At 39.5% G+C, this 19,376-nt stretch carries 17 protein-coding genes; 14 read left to right on the plus strand and 3 right to left on the minus strand.

Going from position 1 to position 19,376, the window contains the following annotated elements:
- Positions 1–9 precede the first annotated feature (9 nt).
- The 4 genes from ABDZ97_RS08935 (at position 10) to ABDZ97_RS08950 (ending at position 3,849) form a co-directional block, all read left to right on the plus strand.
- Positions 10–1,221: a tetratricopeptide repeat protein gene (locus ABDZ97_RS08935; RefSeq protein WP_343786705.1), complete on the plus strand. Its 1,212-nt coding sequence runs from the start codon at positions 10–12 to the stop codon at positions 1,219–1,221.
- A gap of 88 nt (positions 1,222–1,309) precedes the next feature.
- Entirely contained in the window at positions 1,310–1,822 is a 513-nt protein-coding gene (locus tag ABDZ97_RS08940; RefSeq protein WP_343786708.1) for a YceI family protein, read from the plus strand.
- A gap of 49 nt (positions 1,823–1,871) precedes the next feature.
- Positions 1,872–3,089 carry a BaiN/RdsA family NAD(P)/FAD-dependent oxidoreductase gene (locus ABDZ97_RS08945; RefSeq protein WP_343786710.1) on the plus strand — a complete coding sequence of 406 codons (1,218 nt, stop codon included), beginning with the start codon at positions 1,872–1,874 and terminating at the stop codon, positions 3,087–3,089.
- Positions 3,090–3,231: 142 nt separating this feature from the next.
- Positions 3,232–3,849, plus strand: a complete 618-nt coding sequence (locus ABDZ97_RS08950) for a hypothetical protein (protein ID WP_343786712.1) — start codon at positions 3,232–3,234, stop codon at positions 3,847–3,849.
- Between the two features lie 128 nt (positions 3,850–3,977).
- Here ABDZ97_RS08950 and ABDZ97_RS08955 read toward each other — a convergent pair whose 3' ends face one another.
- Both ABDZ97_RS08955 and ABDZ97_RS08960 read right to left on the minus strand, forming a co-directional pair.
- Positions 3,978–4,787, minus strand: a complete 810-nt coding sequence (locus ABDZ97_RS08955) for a universal stress protein (protein ID WP_343786714.1) — start codon at positions 4,785–4,787, stop codon at positions 3,978–3,980.
- 23 nt (positions 4,788–4,810) lie between these two features.
- Positions 4,811–7,411 (minus strand): S8 family serine peptidase, encoded by a 2,601-nt coding sequence (locus ABDZ97_RS08960; protein WP_343786716.1) that lies wholly within the window; start codon positions 7,409–7,411, stop codon positions 4,811–4,813.
- Between the two features lie 65 nt (positions 7,412–7,476).
- Here ABDZ97_RS08960 and ABDZ97_RS08965 point away from each other — a divergent pair, with 65 nt between their 5' ends.
- Positions 7,477–8,712: a metallophosphoesterase gene (locus ABDZ97_RS08965; protein ID WP_343786719.1), complete on the plus strand. Its 1,236-nt coding sequence runs from the start codon at positions 7,477–7,479 to the stop codon at positions 8,710–8,712.
- A gap of 68 nt (positions 8,713–8,780) precedes the next feature.
- Here the strand turns inward: ABDZ97_RS08965 and trxB are convergent, their stop codons facing one another.
- Positions 8,781–9,728 (minus strand): thioredoxin-disulfide reductase, encoded by a 948-nt coding sequence (trxB, locus tag ABDZ97_RS08970; protein WP_343786722.1) that lies wholly within the window; start codon positions 9,726–9,728, stop codon positions 8,781–8,783.
- A gap of 461 nt (positions 9,729–10,189) precedes the next feature.
- Here trxB and ABDZ97_RS08975 point away from each other — a divergent pair, with 461 nt between their 5' ends.
- The 9 genes from ABDZ97_RS08975 (at position 10,190) to map (ending at position 19,375) form a co-directional block, all read left to right on the plus strand.
- Entirely contained in the window at positions 10,190–11,122 is a 933-nt protein-coding gene (locus ABDZ97_RS08975) for a DUF368 domain-containing protein (RefSeq protein WP_343786724.1), read from the plus strand.
- 15 nt (positions 11,123–11,137) lie between these two features.
- The gene (locus ABDZ97_RS08980) at positions 11,138–11,863 is read left to right on the plus strand and encodes a shikimate dehydrogenase family protein (RefSeq protein WP_343786726.1); all 726 of its coding nucleotides are present in this window, start codon (positions 11,138–11,140) and stop codon (positions 11,861–11,863) included.
- On the plus strand, positions 11,863–12,483 hold the full coding sequence (locus tag ABDZ97_RS08985) for an AlbA family DNA-binding domain-containing protein (RefSeq protein WP_343786728.1): 621 nt from the start codon (positions 11,863–11,865) through the stop codon (positions 12,481–12,483). Before ABDZ97_RS08980 ends, ABDZ97_RS08985 begins: the two co-directional genes overlap by 1 nt.
- Positions 12,484–12,705: 222 nt before the next feature.
- Positions 12,706–14,982 (plus strand): aconitate hydratase, encoded by a 2,277-nt coding sequence (locus ABDZ97_RS08990; protein ID WP_343786730.1) that lies wholly within the window; start codon positions 12,706–12,708, stop codon positions 14,980–14,982.
- A 103-nt stretch (positions 14,983–15,085) separates the two neighbouring features.
- Entirely contained in the window at positions 15,086–16,774 is a 1,689-nt protein-coding gene (gene ettA / locus ABDZ97_RS08995; protein ID WP_343786732.1) for an energy-dependent translational throttle protein EttA, read from the plus strand.
- Between the two features lies 1 nt (position 16,775).
- A complete protein-coding gene (locus ABDZ97_RS09000; protein ID WP_343786735.1) occupies positions 16,776–16,988 on the plus strand; it encodes a DUF3820 family protein in 213 nt (70 codons plus the stop codon).
- Between the two features lie 3 nt (positions 16,989–16,991).
- Positions 16,992–17,645 carry a YdeI/OmpD-associated family protein gene (locus tag ABDZ97_RS09005; RefSeq protein ID WP_343786737.1) on the plus strand — a complete coding sequence of 218 codons (654 nt, stop codon included), beginning with the start codon at positions 16,992–16,994 and terminating at the stop codon, positions 17,643–17,645.
- A 78-nt stretch (positions 17,646–17,723) separates the two neighbouring features.
- Entirely contained in the window at positions 17,724–18,596 is an 873-nt protein-coding gene (locus ABDZ97_RS09010; RefSeq protein ID WP_343786739.1) for an endo alpha-1,4 polygalactosaminidase, read from the plus strand.
- A gap of 14 nt (positions 18,597–18,610) precedes the next feature.
- A complete protein-coding gene (gene map / locus ABDZ97_RS09015; RefSeq protein WP_343786741.1) occupies positions 18,611–19,375 on the plus strand; it encodes a type I methionyl aminopeptidase in 765 nt (254 codons plus the stop codon).
- Position 19,376 lies beyond the last annotated feature (1 nt).

Consider the following 19,376-nt stretch of genomic DNA (forward strand, 5'->3'; position numbering starts at 1 on the left):
TTGTAAATTATGAAAATAGTTAAATATTCAGCCGTAATTTTGACGGCCATGATGATTACAACAGGTGCATTTGCTCAGAAAAAAAATGAGACCAATGCTGCTATGGATTATCAATCGTATGAAAAGGCTTTGATGTCGCAGGATTTGGATGGAGCAAAAAAATCGCTTCTTTCAGCTAAAAACTGGATTGATGAAGCTGTCGAACATCCGGATACGAAAGAAAGTGTAAAAACTCTTTTCTACCAGGGTAAAATTTATCTTGGGCTTTCTATGTTGGGATTGATGAGTGATGATGCAGAGCTAAAAGAGCTGGCAACAGAAGAAAATGCACAAAAAGGTATTGATGCATTGAAAAAATCCTACGAATTGGATTCAAAAGGGCGCTACCGTGACGATATCAAAACGATGGCTTTTATGGTGCGTGAGCAGTCGATTCGTGAAGGAGTGAAACAATTCCAGGAACAAAAATTTGAACAGGCAATGGAATTGTTCGAAACATCTGTTGTAATGATGGATGTAATCGGACAAACGGACTCGTTGGCTATTTATAATATGGCTTTGGCTGCAGATCGAAGTAAGAACTTCGAGAAAGCTTTCGAATATTATGATAAAGCGGCTCAGGTAGGATACAATGTACCAGGATCATATACATTAGCATCTAACGCTTTGCGCGAGCAGGGTAAAAACGACGAAGCTTTGGCTTATGTAAAAACAGCCCGTGAAAAATTCCCGAACGATCAGGATTTGATCATCCAGATGGTGAATATAGCACTTAGCTCAGGAGATAATGAAGTAGCTGAGAAAAGTTTGAACGATGCGATTGCAAAAGATCCGGAAAACAAGCAATTGTATTTTGCAATTGGTACCGTGTACGATCAGTTAGGGAAAAATGAAGAAGCAGTAAAATCATTCGAGAAAGCGATTCAGATTGATCCTAAGTATGAAGATGCAGTATACTCATTGGGAGCACACTACGTTAACCTGGCTGCAGCTCAATTTGAAGAAGCTTCTAAAATGAAGTTAGGTGATCCTGATTATGAAGCATTGAAAAAAGAATCGGAAGAGAATTATAAGAAAGCAATTCCTCATCTTGAAAGATCATTAGAGTTGAATCCTCAGAATGTGGATGTAATGAATACGCTTTTCCAATTATACAGAAAACTTGGAGATAGTGCAAAAGCACTTGAGTACAAGAAAAGAATGGATGCGTTGAAAAACTAATTAGTAGTATCGTTAAAAAAGCGGGTTCGGAAAAGAATCCGCTTTTTTTTGGATTGAAATTTGTTGTATATTGTTCAAAAAGAAAAGAATGAGACAAATATTATCATTGATTGTAGCTGTTCTGTTAATAGGGACAGGTTACGCACAGCAATTAAAAATTGATGCGACTCAGGCCAAAGTTGCTTTCTATTTTCATGGGGATAAAGTAGATGGAACGCTCAGTGGTTTTGAAGGAACCATAAAATTCGATCCGTCAACTCCTTCTTCTGCTGAAATATCAGGAAGTGTAAAAGCAGGTACAATTAATACCGGAAATAAAATGCGGGATAAGCATCTGGCTTCTTCTGATTTTTTTCATGCAGAAAAATTTCCTGAGATTCGGTTTCGAGCAGTTGAGGTGAAAAAGGAAGGGGAAAGCTATACGGTTAGAGGTAAATTAACGATTAAAGATACCCCACGGGAGGAATTATTTAAAATGTCCGTGAAAGAAGGGAAGTTGATTTTTACTTCGACCATTAATTCGGCAGATTACGGAATTATGGAGAAAAAGAAACGAGAAGATTCTCAAGTTGATATTACAATAGAGATTCCGTTATTGTAAGTGATACTTTTTGTAGTTTTGAGTCCGTCTTATTAGGCGGACTTTTTTTATGTGTAAAATTGGAATTATAGGTGGAGGTGCAGCAGGTTTTTTTGCTGCAATACAGTGTAAGTTACTGAATCCGGAAACAGATGTTACCATTTTGGAGAAAACCTCAAAAGTTTTAGCAAAAGTTAAAATTTCGGGAGGAGGAAGGTGTAATGTAACCAATGTGGAATCAGATCCGGTAAAACTGGCGACAAAATACCCTCGTGGAGAACGTCAACTGAAGAAAGCATTTCGGAATTTTTCTACGACAGATACTATTCGTTTTTTTGAAGAGAGAGGTGTTCCTTTGGTTGCTCAGGAAGATGGTTGTATTTTCCCGGTATCACAGGACTCTCAGTCGATCATAGATTGCTTTCTTAATGAGTGTAACCGGTTGAATATTGAAGTAAAGAAGAACTTCAGGCTGGATAAAATAGAACAGGTTTCCAACGGTGGTTTTACGCTTATAGCAGAAAATGCAAACTTGTTTTTCGATAAAGTGATCATCTGTACCGGAGGAGCTCCCAAAAAGAGCCATTTATTGTGGTTGGAAGAACTCAATCAACCGGTGATTGATCCGGTTCCTTCTCTCTTTACCTTTAATATGCCCGGAAATCCGATAACAGAGTTGCAGGGAAGTGTTGTGAAACATGCAATAACTAAAATTCCGGGAACTAAATTAACAGCAGAAGGCCCCTTATTAATTACTCACTGGGGTATGAGTGGTCCGGCTATTCTTGCACTATCAGCCTGGGGAGCAAGAGTGTTGGAGGAAGTTGGTTACGAATTCAAAGTAACCGTGAATTGGACCGGAATTAAAAATGAAGAAGAGATCCGAACCGAATTGAAATACTGCGCAGAGCAAAATGCGAATAAAAAACTGGATAAATTCGGTGTTTTTGGTTTGACACAGCGACTTTGGAGTTTTCTTCTGGATAAATTCCAAGTCAATAAAGAAAAAGCCTGGAAAGAACTGAATAAAAAAGAATTCAACCGATTGGTAAACGGATTGATGAATGATGAGTATCCTGTTTCCGGGAAAACTACCTTCAAAGAAGAGTTTGTGACTGCTGGTGGAGTTGACTTATCGCATGTGAACGTTAGTAATATGGAGAGTAAGATCATTCCAGGATTACATTTTGCAGGTGAAATTCTGGATATCGATGGTATAACTGGTGGGTTTAATTTTCAGGCAGCCTGGACAACGGCCTATCTGGCGGCAAAAGGAGCTGTTTCCTGATCTTCATTTACTCCATCCTTTTGTCTGCTGGTAAAAAAAGCAGGGATTCCCCTCTGTTGCTACAAGTGTTTTCTTTTGATTTTTGTTGAATAATGGTTGTTCTAATACCATTGACGATGAAATCAATTAAAAACAAATAGCTATGAAAAGCGTAAAAAAAAGCAGACTTTTACTAGTAGTATTATCAGGAGCGTTATTAATTTCTTGTAACAGAGAAGGGTGTATGGATTCTTCGGCTTTAAATTATGATGCCGAAGCAACAGTAGATGATGGAAGTTGTGTTTATACTGAAGATGTATCTCAACCGAGAGAAAATCATTACTATTCGCTTGTTTCTCATAATGGAGATACTTTAGAGCAAGGTTCTGTACCATACCTATATGGATTAGCACAATCACATATGGATTTTGATAACTATGTCTTGTCATTTTATATAAATGACTCACTAACAAATGGAGTATTAATAGGAGGTTCCTGTCTGATTAATGAAGATTTTACGCTTGTTGATAGTGAGGTAACAGGGGGAGTTGACTTATATTCAAATCGTGTTGGTATCCAATCATACTTAACTGGTGGTATGACATACACGAGTCACACCGGACATGTTAGTATTCAAGATGTAGAAATACACGATTTTCATCCAGGTGACCAAGATGATATAAACAAACGAATCACACTTACTCTACGTTTTGATGGTACATTTCATACAGATAGTTTAGAGACTGTACCTGCTACTTTAACTATGGTTTTTAGTAATTAGGAAATTCTCTGAAAAACTAGTTTAAGTTTAGTCAGCATTGAATTTTATTAAGTGCGTTTTGTGATTCTTTACAAAACAAAATTTCACCTCAGAAAGTTGTAATTGCATGGCTTTCTGAGGTAAATGCGTTAAAAATACATCGAAGTAACCTCTTTGGATTGAATAATAAGCACAGGAATTTTATACTTATTAGTGAGAAGTCCCTGATGGAAGCTATCCAAAGCGGGAATAAGACTTTCCGTGTGATAAGCAACAGCTATAAGATCTGCATTGATCTCATCGGCGTATTTCAGAATTTTAGAGGAGTAACTCCCTGAAGTATCGAACATGTGAATAGAAGCATTCACTCCAAGGTTTTCAAACTTATCCTCAACCAGTTTAATTCTGTTTTTCATTTGACGGGACAAAATTTCATCCCTTTGGTTTTCAGCTATAACATGTACTTTTGCATTAAATAGATAAGCAATGTCTGCGGCAAAAGAAATAATCTGAATACTTTCTTTCGTTGTATCAATAGGAACAATAATGTTTTCGATCTTTTCAGGAGGTGTAGAGTCCTGAACGATATAAAAGGGAAGATTGGTACTTCGAATAACCTTAATAGCATTGGAACCAAATACTTTTTGAAGCCCTTTGGCTCCATGTGTACCCATAATTACCTTACTGCAATTGTATTTTTCCGCAATCCGGTTAATATCTTCAAAAATAGAACCCGTAGTAACAAGGGGAGTGATTTTCGTATCGTATCCTGTTAAATCCAGAGAATCGACGTAATCCATCATTTTGTTTTGCGCGGCTTTTACTTTGGGTTTGTCATCCACTAAGTGCAGAATTAATAATTCTGCTTTGGCAACCTTGGCAAGTAGAAGGGCGTGCCTGACAGCTGCGTGGGCGACCGCTGAAAAGTCGTGAGGAACGAGATAAATTTTCGAGTTCATAGCTACAGTTTAATAACGGTTATTTATTGAATAACGATCTTTTCAATATAATTATTCAATGATGTTTTAATATGCACAAGATACAATCCTTTTGGGATATGATCCAAATTGATTTTAACAGCTTTGTTCACAGGGTCTTGTGAATAGATGGTTTTACCCTGAGTATCAATTATAGAAATAGTAAAACGAGCATCGGAAGCTTCTGAAGAGACCTCTACAGTAAATTCTCCTTTATTGGGATTGGGGTAGATGTAGAGTTTTTCAAGTACGTTTTCAGTAAGTAGGAGTGGAGTATGTCCTTTTTCGTAAACTGAGACATTGTCTATGTAGGTATTGTTTCCTGATCGGTTAATATTTTGGAAAACAACAGATAGGTTCTGTCCGTTTACTCCAGTGAGGGAATATTTTCCCGTTCTCCATTGATTTGCATCGGGGACGTTATCCCAGAAAATAGTAGCATCATAAGCAAGGTCAAGTCCGGTTAAGAAAGAGAGCGTATCGAAATGTGCGGAAGAACAACCTTCGGCAAGAAGAATATATAATGTGTCCTGTACGTGAGAGGTAGAAGATCGTCTCAGGTAACTGTAATCAAACTCCAGAAACAGAGAGTCACTTTGAGAAGGAAAGGAAATGAGGGGAGAAATGAGTTCGTCACGTTGGTTGGCATTTGGACCATATTGATAACCATTTATCCAGGCAGATTGTGTTCCCCATGTTTTGTTAGGAACATCAACTGTCGACCAGGTTCTACTTCCATCAGGATTTGCAACTATCCAGTCTCCCGCACCGAATCCGTGCTCAAAACCATCCAGAAAAGGAATGTCTTTTGTCGGGCGAATATTAAACCGGTAAAAACGGGTATTGTTGATGAAATCATATTCCTCCGTTCCATTACCCAATTCTGCGCGAATAACTAATTCATTTGCTCCTGTTTGGTTACTCGTGAGTATGGGGATATCTATTTGAACGGTTTCTCCGGGATTAAGTGTACCTGTCCAGTTTATAAATTGTTCTGTTGCTCCGTTTAAAGAATAAAAGACACTGAACTCTGAAAGAACTGTCATTCCGGAGTTTTCAACGACTGCATAGGGTTGTAGTGTTGATTGACAGAGTACATCCATATTTTCATAAGTGGAGACAGTTTTAAGGTTCAAATCAAGAAATGCTGCCAATGGATCTGTTGGGGTATAATTTTGTGCAAGATGGAGAAAAGCGGCATGTGCATCAATCAAACCCATTCCATATGTATTGTCTTCACCTGGTATGCCCAAATCAATAGCAGTTAGGTATAATGCCCACAAGATTTCCTCTCCGCTAACATCTGGAAAGGCTTCCTTTAAAAGTAAGATTACTCCGGAAACATGTGGGGTAGCCATGGAAGTTCCGGATAAATACGCATATTCATTTTGGTTGTACGCACTTCTAACATTTTGTCCTGGGGCAACTACTTCAGGATGAATGATCAGAGAGCCTGTTCCCGGACACTGTTTAGGCCCGCGACTTGAAAAATCAGAAATAGGAAATGGATAACTTAAATTCGCATTTACAGAACCTACCGAAAAAGTATTTACCTCCGATGTATTAATTCGTTGAGGGGCAGAAACGGTCGTGTTGGACGGCCCGAAATTTCCTCCGGCGAAAACATTGGCAATCCCCGCTGCTTCAATGGCATTCATAAGGTCAACAACAACTCCTTCACATTGCTCCTGATCTGCTCCGTCGTACCATCTCCAACTGTTATTGATTACATCCGGAACATCATGTGAGGTTGAGATGTCTCCGTCGGGGTTTAGTGCCCATTCAAAAGAGGACATCATATCTGCAAGCGTAGGAAGACTTTCGACGGTAGTTCCGATATGGTCATTTGCCATCCAATAGGCGTTGAAAGCAATTCCAATAGTGTCGTTTGTTGCTCGTTCCAATCCGGCAACAGTTCCCAGTACATGCGTTCCGTGACTGCTTCTTTGGCCATTAGGTACATCAGCGAATTGTCCGTGCCAGGTTGCCGATTCAGATCTGAAGTTTCCAAGATAGCGATCTGCGAAAGAAGGATGTCCCGGCCATACTCCTGTATCGTAAATGAATACCTGCCTTCCTCGTCCGGTATAGCCCATATCCCATAGAGGACGTACGTTGCAAGCTAGTACACCGGGTTCAACTCCGTTTTCCATCTTTTCGGTAGCCGGCTGAATAAGTGGTTTTTCATGCCATGTAAAATGATTGTTCTCCAGATGTATAGAGGCGATCTCATCAAATTGTTCCAACTCGGGAAGTAGCTCGGAACGTATCTCACAAATAATTGCATTGATAATCCAGAAAGTTTGAATATTACTCACTCCCTGTGGATGTTGCACGAAAAAATCCCGTACGTTTCGTTGTTCCTTTCGCGCAATACCCTGAAGTTCTGTGATTAGTTCCGGAACGCGATCGGTTATTCCCTTTTTTTCCTGTTTTTTCTGAGTATGAAAACTACGGGAATCAAATTTTTGGGTGAATTCAATCCGAACTCGAACAAATTGATTTTGGGAGTGTAGAAGATGGTTGGAAAGTGTCTCGTCTATTTTAGATTGAGTGAATGCTTGAGTTGAAAAAAACAAAACAAGAACCAAATGATAATATCTCATATTTGTGGATTTAAACCAAAAATAGAGTAAATTTGAACCTCTGCAAAATTCAGTATATCAATTTTATGAGGAGTTTAGGTTTTATTGTGTTTGTGATACTGTTTCTATTTGTTTTGGATGCCTATTTATGGTGGTCATTGAAGAAAACACTATACATGGGATGGTACCGTTGGCTGATTCCACTTTCCAGTCTGATATTACTGACATCTTTCTATTTTGTTTTCAAAAGAGCCGGTGAAGGAGGGCATAATGCCATTTATTCATTGAATTTTATTGTCGGTCTGACATTTGGTATTGTCATCGCTAAGATTTTAATGGTTACCGTGTTTTTTGTAGAAGATGTCGTACGTGTGGCATTGTACGTTGGGGAACAATTCTCCTCGAGAGGACATACAGAGTTGGTCGGGAGGCGTGCGTTTGTAAGGAATCTGTCTCTGGCTGTTGCTTCTGTTCCTCTGGCAGGAACATTATGGGGAATCACACGGGGGAAATACCATTACATGACAAATCGGATGGACCTTTATTTTGAAGATCTCCCGGAAGCTTTTGATGGTTTTAAAGTAATTCAATTTACAGATTTTCACGCCGGAACATTTGATCATCCTTCTGAAGTAGCCAGAGGGCTGGAATTATTGCAAAAGGAAGAAGGGGACGTGATCGTGTTTACAGGAGATGCTGTGAACAATCGTTCTGAAGAATTAGAGCCTTTTGTGTACATGTGGAAACGCTTACATGCGAAGTATGGTAAATTCAGTATTCTTGGCAACCATGATTACGGACATTATATCTCATGGGATAGTGAAACGGATCGTATAGAGAATTTACAAAAGCTATTTGATTACCAAAAGGAGGCTGGTTTTGATTTGTTACGAAATCAACATCGGGTTATCGAGAAAGAGGGAAGCAAACTGGCGTTGATAGGTGTTGAAAACTGGGGGAATCCTCCTTTTCCGCAATATGGAGATTTAGATAAAGCAATGGACGGTGTGCCTGCAGATTGTTTCAAAATTCTTTTATCGCATGATCCGGATCACTGGGAAAAAGTCCGACAACATCCGGAGAAAATTGGATTAACGTTAAGTGGTCATACCCACGGAGCGCAGTTTGGAGTAGATATACCAGGGTGGAAGTGGAGTCCTATAAAGTATCGTTACAAGAGATGGTTGGGACTGTATGACGAAGATGAAAGGTATCTTTACGTGAACAGAGGATTTGGTTTTCTTGGTTTTCCGGGAAGAGTAGGGATGCGACCTGAGATATCTGTATTTACCCTGCGTAAAGGAGCGCGTAAATCTATATAAAGTACTTATGTTATCATACAAAAAACGCTACTCAATCTGAGTAGCGTTTTTTATTTTTAGCTATATCTCTAATGCTCTTTGGAAGCCAGATAACGTTCTGCATCTAGTGCAGCCATACATCCGGTTCCTGCTGCTGTAATAGCCTGACGATAGTTTTTATCGGCAGCATCTCCTGCAACAAATACTCCGGCTACATTTGTTTTGCTTGTTCCGGGTTCTTCATATTTAATATATCCGGTTTCATCCAGATTAATGTAATCTTTGAAGATATCCGTATTTGGTTTGTGACCAATCGCAACAAAGAATCCGGTAGCCGGGATATCCTGCTCTTCTCCTGTAACGTTATTTTTTACACGAACACCAGTTACAACATCGTCTCCTAAAACTTCTACAGTCTCGGTATTGAAAAGAATTTCAATGTTTGGTGTATTCTTCACGCGGTCTGCCATAATTTTTGAAGCACGGAACTCGTCACGTCTGACTAGCATGGTAACTTTTGTACAAAGCTTTGACAAATAATGAGCTTCTTCACAGGCAGAGTCTCCAGCTCCTACAATAACAGTTTCCTGACCTCTGTAGAAGAATCCATCACATACAGCACAGGCTGATACACCACCTCCGCTTTGCAGAAATTTCTGCTCGGATGGAAGTCCCAGATATTTAGCAGACGCTCCGGTTGCAATTATGATCGTATCGGCGTGAATTTCTTTGTTATCGTCCGTCCATGCTTTGTGAACTGATCCTGAAAAGTCAACTTTGGTAATAAAACCTGGTCGAACAACTGTATCAAAACGTTCTGCCTGCTGTTTTAGCTGGATCATCATATCCGGACCCGTTACTCCCTCAGGATATCCCGGGAAGTTCTCAACCTCATTGGTCGTCGTTAATTGCCCTCCGGGTTGAAGCCCCTCGTACAATATTGGTTGCATACTGGCTCTTGCTGCGTAGATGGCTGCTGTATATCCCGCAGGACCCGAACCTATAATTAAACAAGATGTTTTTTCGATTTCGCTCATATTTGTAAGTATATTCTCGTTGAAACCTACAAATTTAGTAATATTCTCTCGTAAGATGTGTGATTTTTGCTACAAAAGGAGGAAGGCTAAAAATTTTTTATACCCATAAAATAATACCACTTGAATCCCGTTATAATAGTACCGATTAACAAAATGTAAAATTGTGAGCCTATGCAAAAAGTATTTACAAATTCAATTGCTCCAAAGGATCAGGAGTTGAAAGAAGGTCCGAAACGTGCTTCATTAGATTTGATTTTAGCTTTTTCTAAGTCGGTTGAAGTAAAAAAGTCATCCCATAACCAATCAGTCTGTGTTCACTTGAACTGATTAGGGGAAAGAGAGACAGGCCGGCGAAATTTTCGCCGGCTTTTTTGTGTTCGATATTTTCAGGACAGCCTTTGATTATTTTTCTATTTTTGCGTAATTCACAAGCTATTATCAATAGTTATAAAACAAAGTCCATGAGGTCATTTCTTGACTATTTTTTTCTTACACTGAAAGGAGCTGCTATGGGAGCAGCAGATGTTGTTCCAGGGGTTTCCGGAGGTACGATAGCGTTTATATCAGGGATTTATGAAGAGTTACTGACAGCGATTAGTAATGTTAATTTAGAGGCGTTACGTAAACTAAGAAAAGAAGGAATAAGTGCCGCGTGGAGGTATATTCATGGAGACTTTTTGCTGGCTTTGTTGACAGGGATATTTATTTCGGTTTTAACATTGGCAAAACTCATTAAATTTCTCTTGGAAAATCATGAAGTACTGATCTGGAGTTTCTTTTTTGGTTTGGTATTGGCCAGTACCTGGCTGGTGGGGAAGCAGATTCAATCCAGAAAACCTGAGGTTATTGTTGGTTTTCTTCTTGGAGCCGGAGCAGCGTATTGGATTACAACCATCGAGACAACAGCTGATGTACAGGCAAACTGGTACTTCTTTTTAAGTGGAGCAATAGCTATCTGTGCAATGATTTTACCGGGAATTTCAGGGTCGTTCATTTTGTTATTGATGGGATCCTATCACGCAGTTATAGAAGCTATTCATGATCGCGATATGAAATTGATTGCAATTTTCGGAGCCGGGTGTGTAGTAGGAATCCTTAGTTTTTCCCGTGTTCTTAAATTCCTTTTTAGTAGGTTTAAAACGGTTACACTTGCTGTTTTGACAGGTTTTTTATTGGGATCATTGAATAGGATTTGGCCATGGAAAGAAAATGTAGGGAGTGCTCCTCTTACGATTCACTCGGATGGTAGAGAAGAGTGGTTACAGCGCAATGTTAGTCCGGATAATTTTTCCGGAGATTCGCAATTGGTAGGAGCTGTTCTTTTAGGTTTGGCGGGAATGGCAATTATTATCCTTCTTGAGCGATTTGCTTCCCGAAAGCAGAAATTAAACTAAACTTTTCGTTGAAAGATGAACAAATACGGTTTGATCGGAAGAAAACTGGGACATTCTTTTTCTGTTAATTTTTTCTCTGAAAAATTTAAAAATGAGAATATTGAATCAGTTTACTTAAATTATGAGTTGAGTAATATTGATGAGATTAAGTCTGTATTATTGGAGGAGAATCTGAAAGGATTGAATGTAACTATTCCGTATAAAGAAGCTATTATTCCTTTTTTGGATGAATTGACTGAAGAAGCAACAGCAATAGGTGCTGTTAACACAGTTCTGTTTCGAGATGGAAAAACGATTGGAGCCAATACAGATGCGTTTGGTTTTCATCAGATGATAAAGCCTTTTTTGCTGAATACACATCACAAAGCGCTTTTGTTTGGTAATGGTGGAGCAGCAAAAGCTGTAAAATATGTACTTGAACAGATTGGTCTCGAAGTTCTGGTTGCTGCAAGGTCACCACGTGAAGGAGAGTTTCGTCTGGAAGATGTCAATGAATTAATGATCCGTCACTGCGGGGTTTTGGTGAATTGTACTCCGGTTGGAATGTTTCCGAAAGAAGATTTGGTTTTGAATATTCCATTTGAAGCAATACATTCAGATCATCTTGTTATTGATTTGATATACAATCCTAAAGAAACTATATTCTTAAGAAGATCAAAGGCGAATGGAGCAGTTGTGTTGAATGGAGAAACAATGCTTAGAGAACAGGCGTTACAGGCCTGGAAACTTTGGAATGAATAATGACACTACAAGAACTTATAGCAGAAGGAGAACATCAGCAACAGGATTTTAAATTCAGAGTAGATGATGCGCGAAAAATTGCGAGAACAATGAGTGCTTTTGCTAACTCAGAGGGAGGTAGGTTACTTATTGGTGTGAAAGATAACGGCAAAATTGCGGGGGTTGATCCTTCGGAAGAGATTCATATTATTGATGCGGCTGCTGATATGTATTGTACTCCTAAAGTTCCTTTTACAACTGAGGTGTGGCAGGAAGGTCACAAGTTAGTTTTACTGGTGTTTGTTAAGCCTTCGGAGGAAAAACCTCATAAATCTCCTGATGAAGAAGGGAAGTGGGTGACGTATGTCCGGGTTGGAGACAATACCTTGCTGGCAAATAAGATTCTTGTCAGAGTGTGGAAAAAGCAAAAAACAAACATTGCGCAACCGGAAGAAATGTCACAACCACAGCTTGATTTTTTAAGATTGATAGCTTCGCAGGAAAAGTCTACATTATCTTCTCTGTATCGAAATAGTTCATTAAAAAAAAGAGATATTGATGATCTTTTGGTCCTTTTTATTTGTTGGGGGCTGGTAGAACAGCAAATCACACCGGAAGGGACGTTCTATCTTTCAGTGTAATAGCTTTGTAAATCAGGCGATAAGTAAAGTTGCTTATTTGAGGTTTATTGATGCTTACTCTGATGACCTTCTCAATTTTTTATCTTCATTTTTTGGTCATCTCTTTAATCAGTCTAAATAGCAATGTTTTTTTAGCATTTATTTTTAAATGGGGTGACAAATTATTATTTTCGCAATCCACATGTTTAATAAGTTAAATTTAAAAGAAAACCCGCTGTAATTATGGTATTTGATTTGGATATGATCAAAAAGGTTTACGAGCGTTATCCGGAGCGTATTGAGGCTGCGCGTAAGATGCTTGGTAAACCGATGACTTTGTCGGAAAAAATTCTTTACGCTCACCTTTGGGATGGAACCGCTTCAGAAGAGTACTCTCGTGGAGGTTCTTATGTTGATTTTGCCCCGGATCGTGTCGCGATGCAGGATGCTACTGCGCAAATGGCCTTGCTTCAGTTTATGCAGGCTGGTAAAAAAAAGGCTGCGGTTCCGTCAACAGTTCACGCGGATCACTTGATCTTGGCAAAATTAGGTGCTGATAAAGATTTACAGGATTCCTTGAATAAAAACAATGAAGTATTCAACTTCCTGTCATCTGTATCCAATAAATACGGAATTGGTTTCTGGAAACCGGGAGCAGGTATTATTCACCAGGTTGTTCTTGAAAACTATGCTTTTCCGGGAGGAATGATGATCGGTACCGATTCACACACGGTAAATGCGGGTGGACTTGGAATGGTGGCTATCGGTGTCGGTGGTGCTGATGCGGTAGACGTTATGGCAGGTATGCCATGGGAACTGAAGTTTCCAAAACTTATTGGTGTTAAATTAACAGGTAAACTGAACGGTTGGACGGCTCCTAAAGATGTAATTCTTAAGGTAGCAGGTATTCTTACTGTAAAAGGTGGTACAGGATGTATCGTAGAATACTTTGGGGAAGGTGCTAAGTCACTTTCAGCAACTGGTAAAGGAACGATCTGTAACATGGGTGCGGAAATAGGTGCTACAACTTCTACTTTTGGTTATGACGATTCAATGCGTCGTTATCTTGAAGCAACAGGACGTAAAGAAGTAGTTGAATTAGCTGATAAAATTGCAGATCATCTTACAGGTGATGACGAGGTTTACGCAAATCCAGAAAAATATTTTGATCAGTTGATCGAAATCGACCTTTCTACTTTGGAGCCACATGTGAACGGACCATTTACTCCGGATCGGGCAACACCTGTTTCTCAGATGAGAAAAGAGGCGGAAGCTAACGGATGGCCTATGAAAGTAGAGTGGGGATTGATTGGTTCATGTACCAACTCTTCTTACGAAGATATTTCGCGTGCTGCATCTATTGCTCAGCAGGCGTTGGATAAAGGTTTGAAACCAAAGGCTGAATTCGGTATTAACCCGGGATCGGAGCAGGTTCGTTTTACAATCGAACGTGATGGATTTATTGGGTTGTTCGAACAATTGGGTACAAAAATATTTACAAATGCCTGTGGACCATGTATTGGTCAATGGGACAGAGAAGGAGCGGACAAAGGAGAAGTGAATACAATCGTTCATTCTTTCAACCGTAACTTTGCAAAACGTGCAGACGGGAATCCGAATACGCATGCTTTTGTTACCTCTCCTGAAATGGTAGCTGCTTTAGCTATCTCCGGAGATTTAGGGTTCAACCCGATCACGGATACATTGACAAATGACAAAGGAGAGCAGGTTAAATTGGATCCTCCGACTGGATGGGAACTTCCTCCTAAGGGATTTGATGTAGATGATCCGGGATACCAGGCACCTGCAGAAGATGGATCTGGTGTGGAAGTAGTAGTGAAACCTGATTCTGAACGTCTTCAACTTCTTGAAAGTTTCCCGGCATGGGACGGTAAAAACATTACAGGAGCCAAGTTGTTGATTAAAGCGCAAGGTAAATGTACAACGGATCACATTTCTATGGCTGGTCCATGGTTACGTTACCGCGGACACCTTGACAATATCTCTAACAATATGTTGATTGGTGCAGTGAATGCATTCAACGGAGAAACCAATAAGGTGAAAAACCAGTTAACTGGTTCTTACGGAGAAGTTCCGGCTACACAGCGCGCCTACAAAGCCGCAGGTATTCCTTCGGTTGTAGTTGGAGATCACAACTACGGAGAAGGTTCTTCCCGTGAGCACGCAGCAATGGAGCCACGTCATTTGGGAGTACGAGCAGTAATTGTTAAGTCGTTTGCACGTATTCACGAAACCAACCTTAAAAAGCAAGGTATGTTAGGGCTTACTTTTGTAAATGAAGCAGATTACGATAAAGTACAGGAAGATGATGTAATTAACTTCCTTGATCTTGATCAGTTTGCTCCAGGGAAAGCACTTTCGGTGGAGTTTGTTCATGCGGACGGTTCTAAAGATGTAGTTTCTTTGAATCATACCTACAACGAACAGCAGATTGAATGGTTTGTGGCAGGTTCTGCACTGAACTTGATTAAAGCTGAAGCTGCTAAAGGAAAAGCATAAGCAATAAGTAATTGTAAAGATAGAGTCCCCGTGTTTTGACACGGGGACTTTTTTATAAATATCAGGTGTATTTTGTACATTTGAGACTTAAATCATTTAGACTATGTCAGACGACAAGAAGATAATTTTTTCAATGCACCGCGTGTCAAAGACGACACCAATGGGCAAGCAGATTATTAAAGATATTTCTCTTTCCTTTTTTTATGGAGCGAAAATCGGTATTATCGGTTTGAACGGATCGGGTAAATCTACCGTATTAAAGATTATTGCAGGTCTTGATACCGCGTATCAGGGAGATGTGTCAATTGTGGAAGGCTATACTGTAGGGTATCTGCCTCAGGAGCCGGAACTGGATCCTGCCAAAACGGTTAAGGAAGTTGTGATGGAAGGGGCACAGGAAACAGTTGATGTTTTGAAAGAATACGAAGAGATTAACAATGCCTTTATGGATGAAGAGGTATTGAATGATCCTGATAAAATGGATAAGCTAATTGCCCGCCAGGGACAGGTACAGGATAAAATTGATGCGCTTGATGCGTGGGAATTGGACACAAAACTGGAGCGAGCTATGGATGCTCTGCGTTGTCCTCCGGACGACCAGATTGTTGAACATTTGTCAGGAGGAGAGAAACGCCGTATTGCTTTATGTCGTTTGTTGATTCAAAATCCGGATATTCTTTTGTTGGATGAGCCTACCAACCACCTAGATGCAGAATCAATTCACTGGTTGGAACAACACTTACAACAATATAAGGGAACGGTAATTGCAATTACGCACGACCGTTACTTCCTGGATAATGTTGCCGGTTGGATTCTTGAATTGGACAGAGGAGAGGGTATTCCATGGAAAGGGAACTATTCTTCGTGGTTGGATCAGAAATCAAAACGACTTCAACAGGAAGAAAAACAGGCTTCGAAGCGTCAGAAGATGTTAGAGCGTGAGTTAGAGTGGGTACGAATGAATCCTAAAGGACGTCATGCGAAGAACAAAGCGCGTCTGGCAAATTACGACAAGATGATGTCTGAAGAGATGAAGGATAAAGAGTTAACGCTTGAAATTCCGATTCCAAATGGTCCGCGTTTGGGAACCAATGTAATTGATGCCATTCATGTAGCCAAGTCTTTTGGAGATAAGTTGTTGTATGATGATTTGAATTTTAAACTGCCACCGGCAGGAATTGTGGGGATTGTAGGGCCTAATGGTGCCGGAAAAACTACAATTTTTAAAATGATAATGGGAGAGCTACAACCTGATTCAGGAAACTTTGAAGTAGGGGATACCGTTAAAATCGGATACGTAGACCAGAATCATAAAGATCTTGATCCTGAAAAGTCTGTAATTGATGTGGTTTCAAACGGATTAGAATTTGTTGAAATAGGTAACCAAAAAATCAATGCGAGAGCTTACATTTCGAAATTTGGTTTTGTAGGAGGTGACCAAAGCAAAAAGGTTGGTGTGCTGTCCGGAGGAGAGCGAAATCGTCTTCATCTTGCAATGACAATGATGACAGAAGCAAACGTATTATTGCTGGATGAGCCTACCAACGATATTGATGTGAATACATTACGTGCTTTGGAAGAAGGAATTATGAATTTTGCAGGTTGTGCTGTGGTTATTTCTCACGACCGTTGGTTCCTGGATCGTATTTGTACACATATCCTGGCTTTTGAAGGCGATTCACAGGTGTACTGGTTTGAAGGATCTTACTCGGAGTACGAAGAGAATAAGAAAAAACGATTGGGAGACACCGGACCGACACGTATGCGTTATAAAAAACTAATGAAAGATTAGTATGCAGAAAGAGCATCTGATAAAATTAGCTAATACAAAAATGCCCTTTGGAAAATACCAGGGGCATTTTTTGGTGGATTTACCTGAACCCTACCTTGTTTGGTTCCGGCAAAATGGCTTCCCAAAAGGAACCATAGGAAGTATGTTGGAAGAAATGCTGGAAATAAAAATTAATGGATTAGAACACTTGATCCGACCACTCATTCGGAAGTAGAAAGTGAAAGAACAACCTGGAAAAATAGAATTGAATCCACAGGTAGATGATTACCTTGTCAATGGTTGTATGCGTTGCAAATATGGAGCGACACCAAAATGTAAGGTAAATGACTGGAGAGAAGAATTAGAAACACTCCGGCAAATTGTTCTGGAAACAGGTCTGAAAGAGGAAGTAAAGTGGGGAGTACCTGTGTATACCAATAAAGGGAAAAACATTGTTTCAGTCAGTGCATTAAAAGAGTCTGCAACTATTGGCTTTTTTAAAGGTGCTTTATTGGAGGATAACCAAAATATCCTAGTGCAACAAGGAGCAATACAGGCAGCCCGAATAATTAGGTTTACCTCGTTGAATAGTATTAAAACTCTGGAAAAAACGCTGAAAGCATATATACAGGAAGCGATAACCATCGAAGAAAGTGGAAAGAAAATAGTATTTGGTAAGCAAAAGGAAGTACTTCCTGAAGAGTTAATACAGGCTTTCGAGAGTGATCCGGGGTTAAAAAAAGCTTTTTATGCATTAACTCCGGGGAGGCAAAGAGGTTATATAATTTATTTTTCGCAACCTAAACATTCTGTAACAAGAAGCAGCCGGGTTGAAAAGTGCAAACAACAAATCTTTGAAGGAATAGGGTTGAATGATAAATATAAGAAGTAGAACCCGATAGTTGGATACTTTGAATTATTTGTACCAAATCGTATTGTAGAGCGTTAGATTTATTAAAAATCATCTGGTATGATAGAAATTACAAGACGAAAAAGGCGATCAGTTTTCAGTAAACTTAAATGGTCTGTTGTTCCCGTTTTTATCTTTGGTTTTTTATTCGGAGCCTGTAAGAAAGACAGTGCTATAAAACCAACGGGAAATAATCTGGCAAAACCGGTATACAATCAGGCCTATAGTGAAAATCATGATCCGGATACTATAGATGATATCGTCAGTGAAGCGAAAAATGCATACGTCCTTGTGGATCCGTTTATGCCGGGTGTTGCTGAAAAAATTCCTTCTATTCAGGCGAATAATAATGAAGTAGGAGGCTACATTAGTATAGGAACGGGAGAAAGTTGGAGAAATGATTTTCCGGATCTGGTACCATTTCTGGTAACCACGCAATGGAAAGAGTGGGAGGGAGAGTTTTTTGTAAAGAAAACTACTACAGGAATTCTTCAGGTTATGAAGAGGAGAATTGATCAATTAGCTGATTGGGGCTGCGATTGGGTCGAGTTTGATAACATGGACTGGTTTTTTGATGAAGATCTTAAAAGCAAATACGGAATTGAAGTGACAAGGTCGCAGGGGATTGCGTATTACCAGGAACTTTGTGAGTATGCACATACCAAAGGACTGAAATGTATGGCAAAAAATCATGTTGTTGAAGCAAATAATTTTGACGGTGTGCTCTACGAATCCTATCGAAAAGAAAAAAACTGGTGGGATCAGGAAGGTGCACAACACTTTCTTGACGCAGGTAAGTTGGTAATTATCAATCATTATGACGAACCGCGCCCTAATACTGTATACGCCGAGTATATAGACCTTTACAATGAAGGAGTTTCATATATATGCGAGAGTTCGAAAGAAAAAAAGTATATTCATTATAATCAATAATAAAGAATAAAAAAATGTCAATAACAAATGATACGGAATGGATAGGAATGCAAAAGGCGGGGCAGGCAGTTGCGCATACATTGCGGGAAATGATGAATTACGCGCAACCAGGAATGAGTACAAAGCAATTGGATGAATACGGAGCTGGAATCTTAGAAAGTTTTGGAGCTAGATCAGCTCCCTATCTTACGTATGATTTTCCGGGATACACCTGCATTAGCGTGAATAATGAGTTCTGTCATGGAATTCCCTCCGATAGCAGAATAGTTCAGGAAGGAGACCTTATAAATATTGATGTTTCGGCTGAACTAGACGGATTCTGGGCGGACAATGGAGCTTCATTTGTGTTGGGAAATGACATTCATAATCATCAAAAGTTAGTTGACGCTTCCAGGGAAATTCTGCATAAAACTCTTGAAAACATTAGAGGTGGTGTGAAAATTTCAGATATAGGTCATTTGATGGAAACAGAGGCTAAAAAGAGAGGGTATAAGGTCATTAAAAATCTCGCCGGACATGGAATCGGAAGAAGTTTGCATGAACAACCTGATGAATTACTGAATTACAAAAACCGTTTTGATAAGAGGCGTTTTCGTAAAAATTCAGTCGTAGCAATTGAGACTTTTATTTCTACAGATTCATTGTATGCAGAAACTTTACGCGATGGTTGGACCATGGTTGGAAATAAGGGAGGATTTATGGCACAACATGAACATACAATTGTGATTACCGATGGAAAACCGGTAATTCTTACAGAGGCGAATGAAATACTGAAGTAAC

The organism is Wandonia haliotis (assembly GCF_039523435.1).
GTDB classification, from domain to species: Bacteria; Bacteroidota; Bacteroidia; order Flavobacteriales_D; family Crocinitomicaceae; genus Wandonia; species Wandonia haliotis.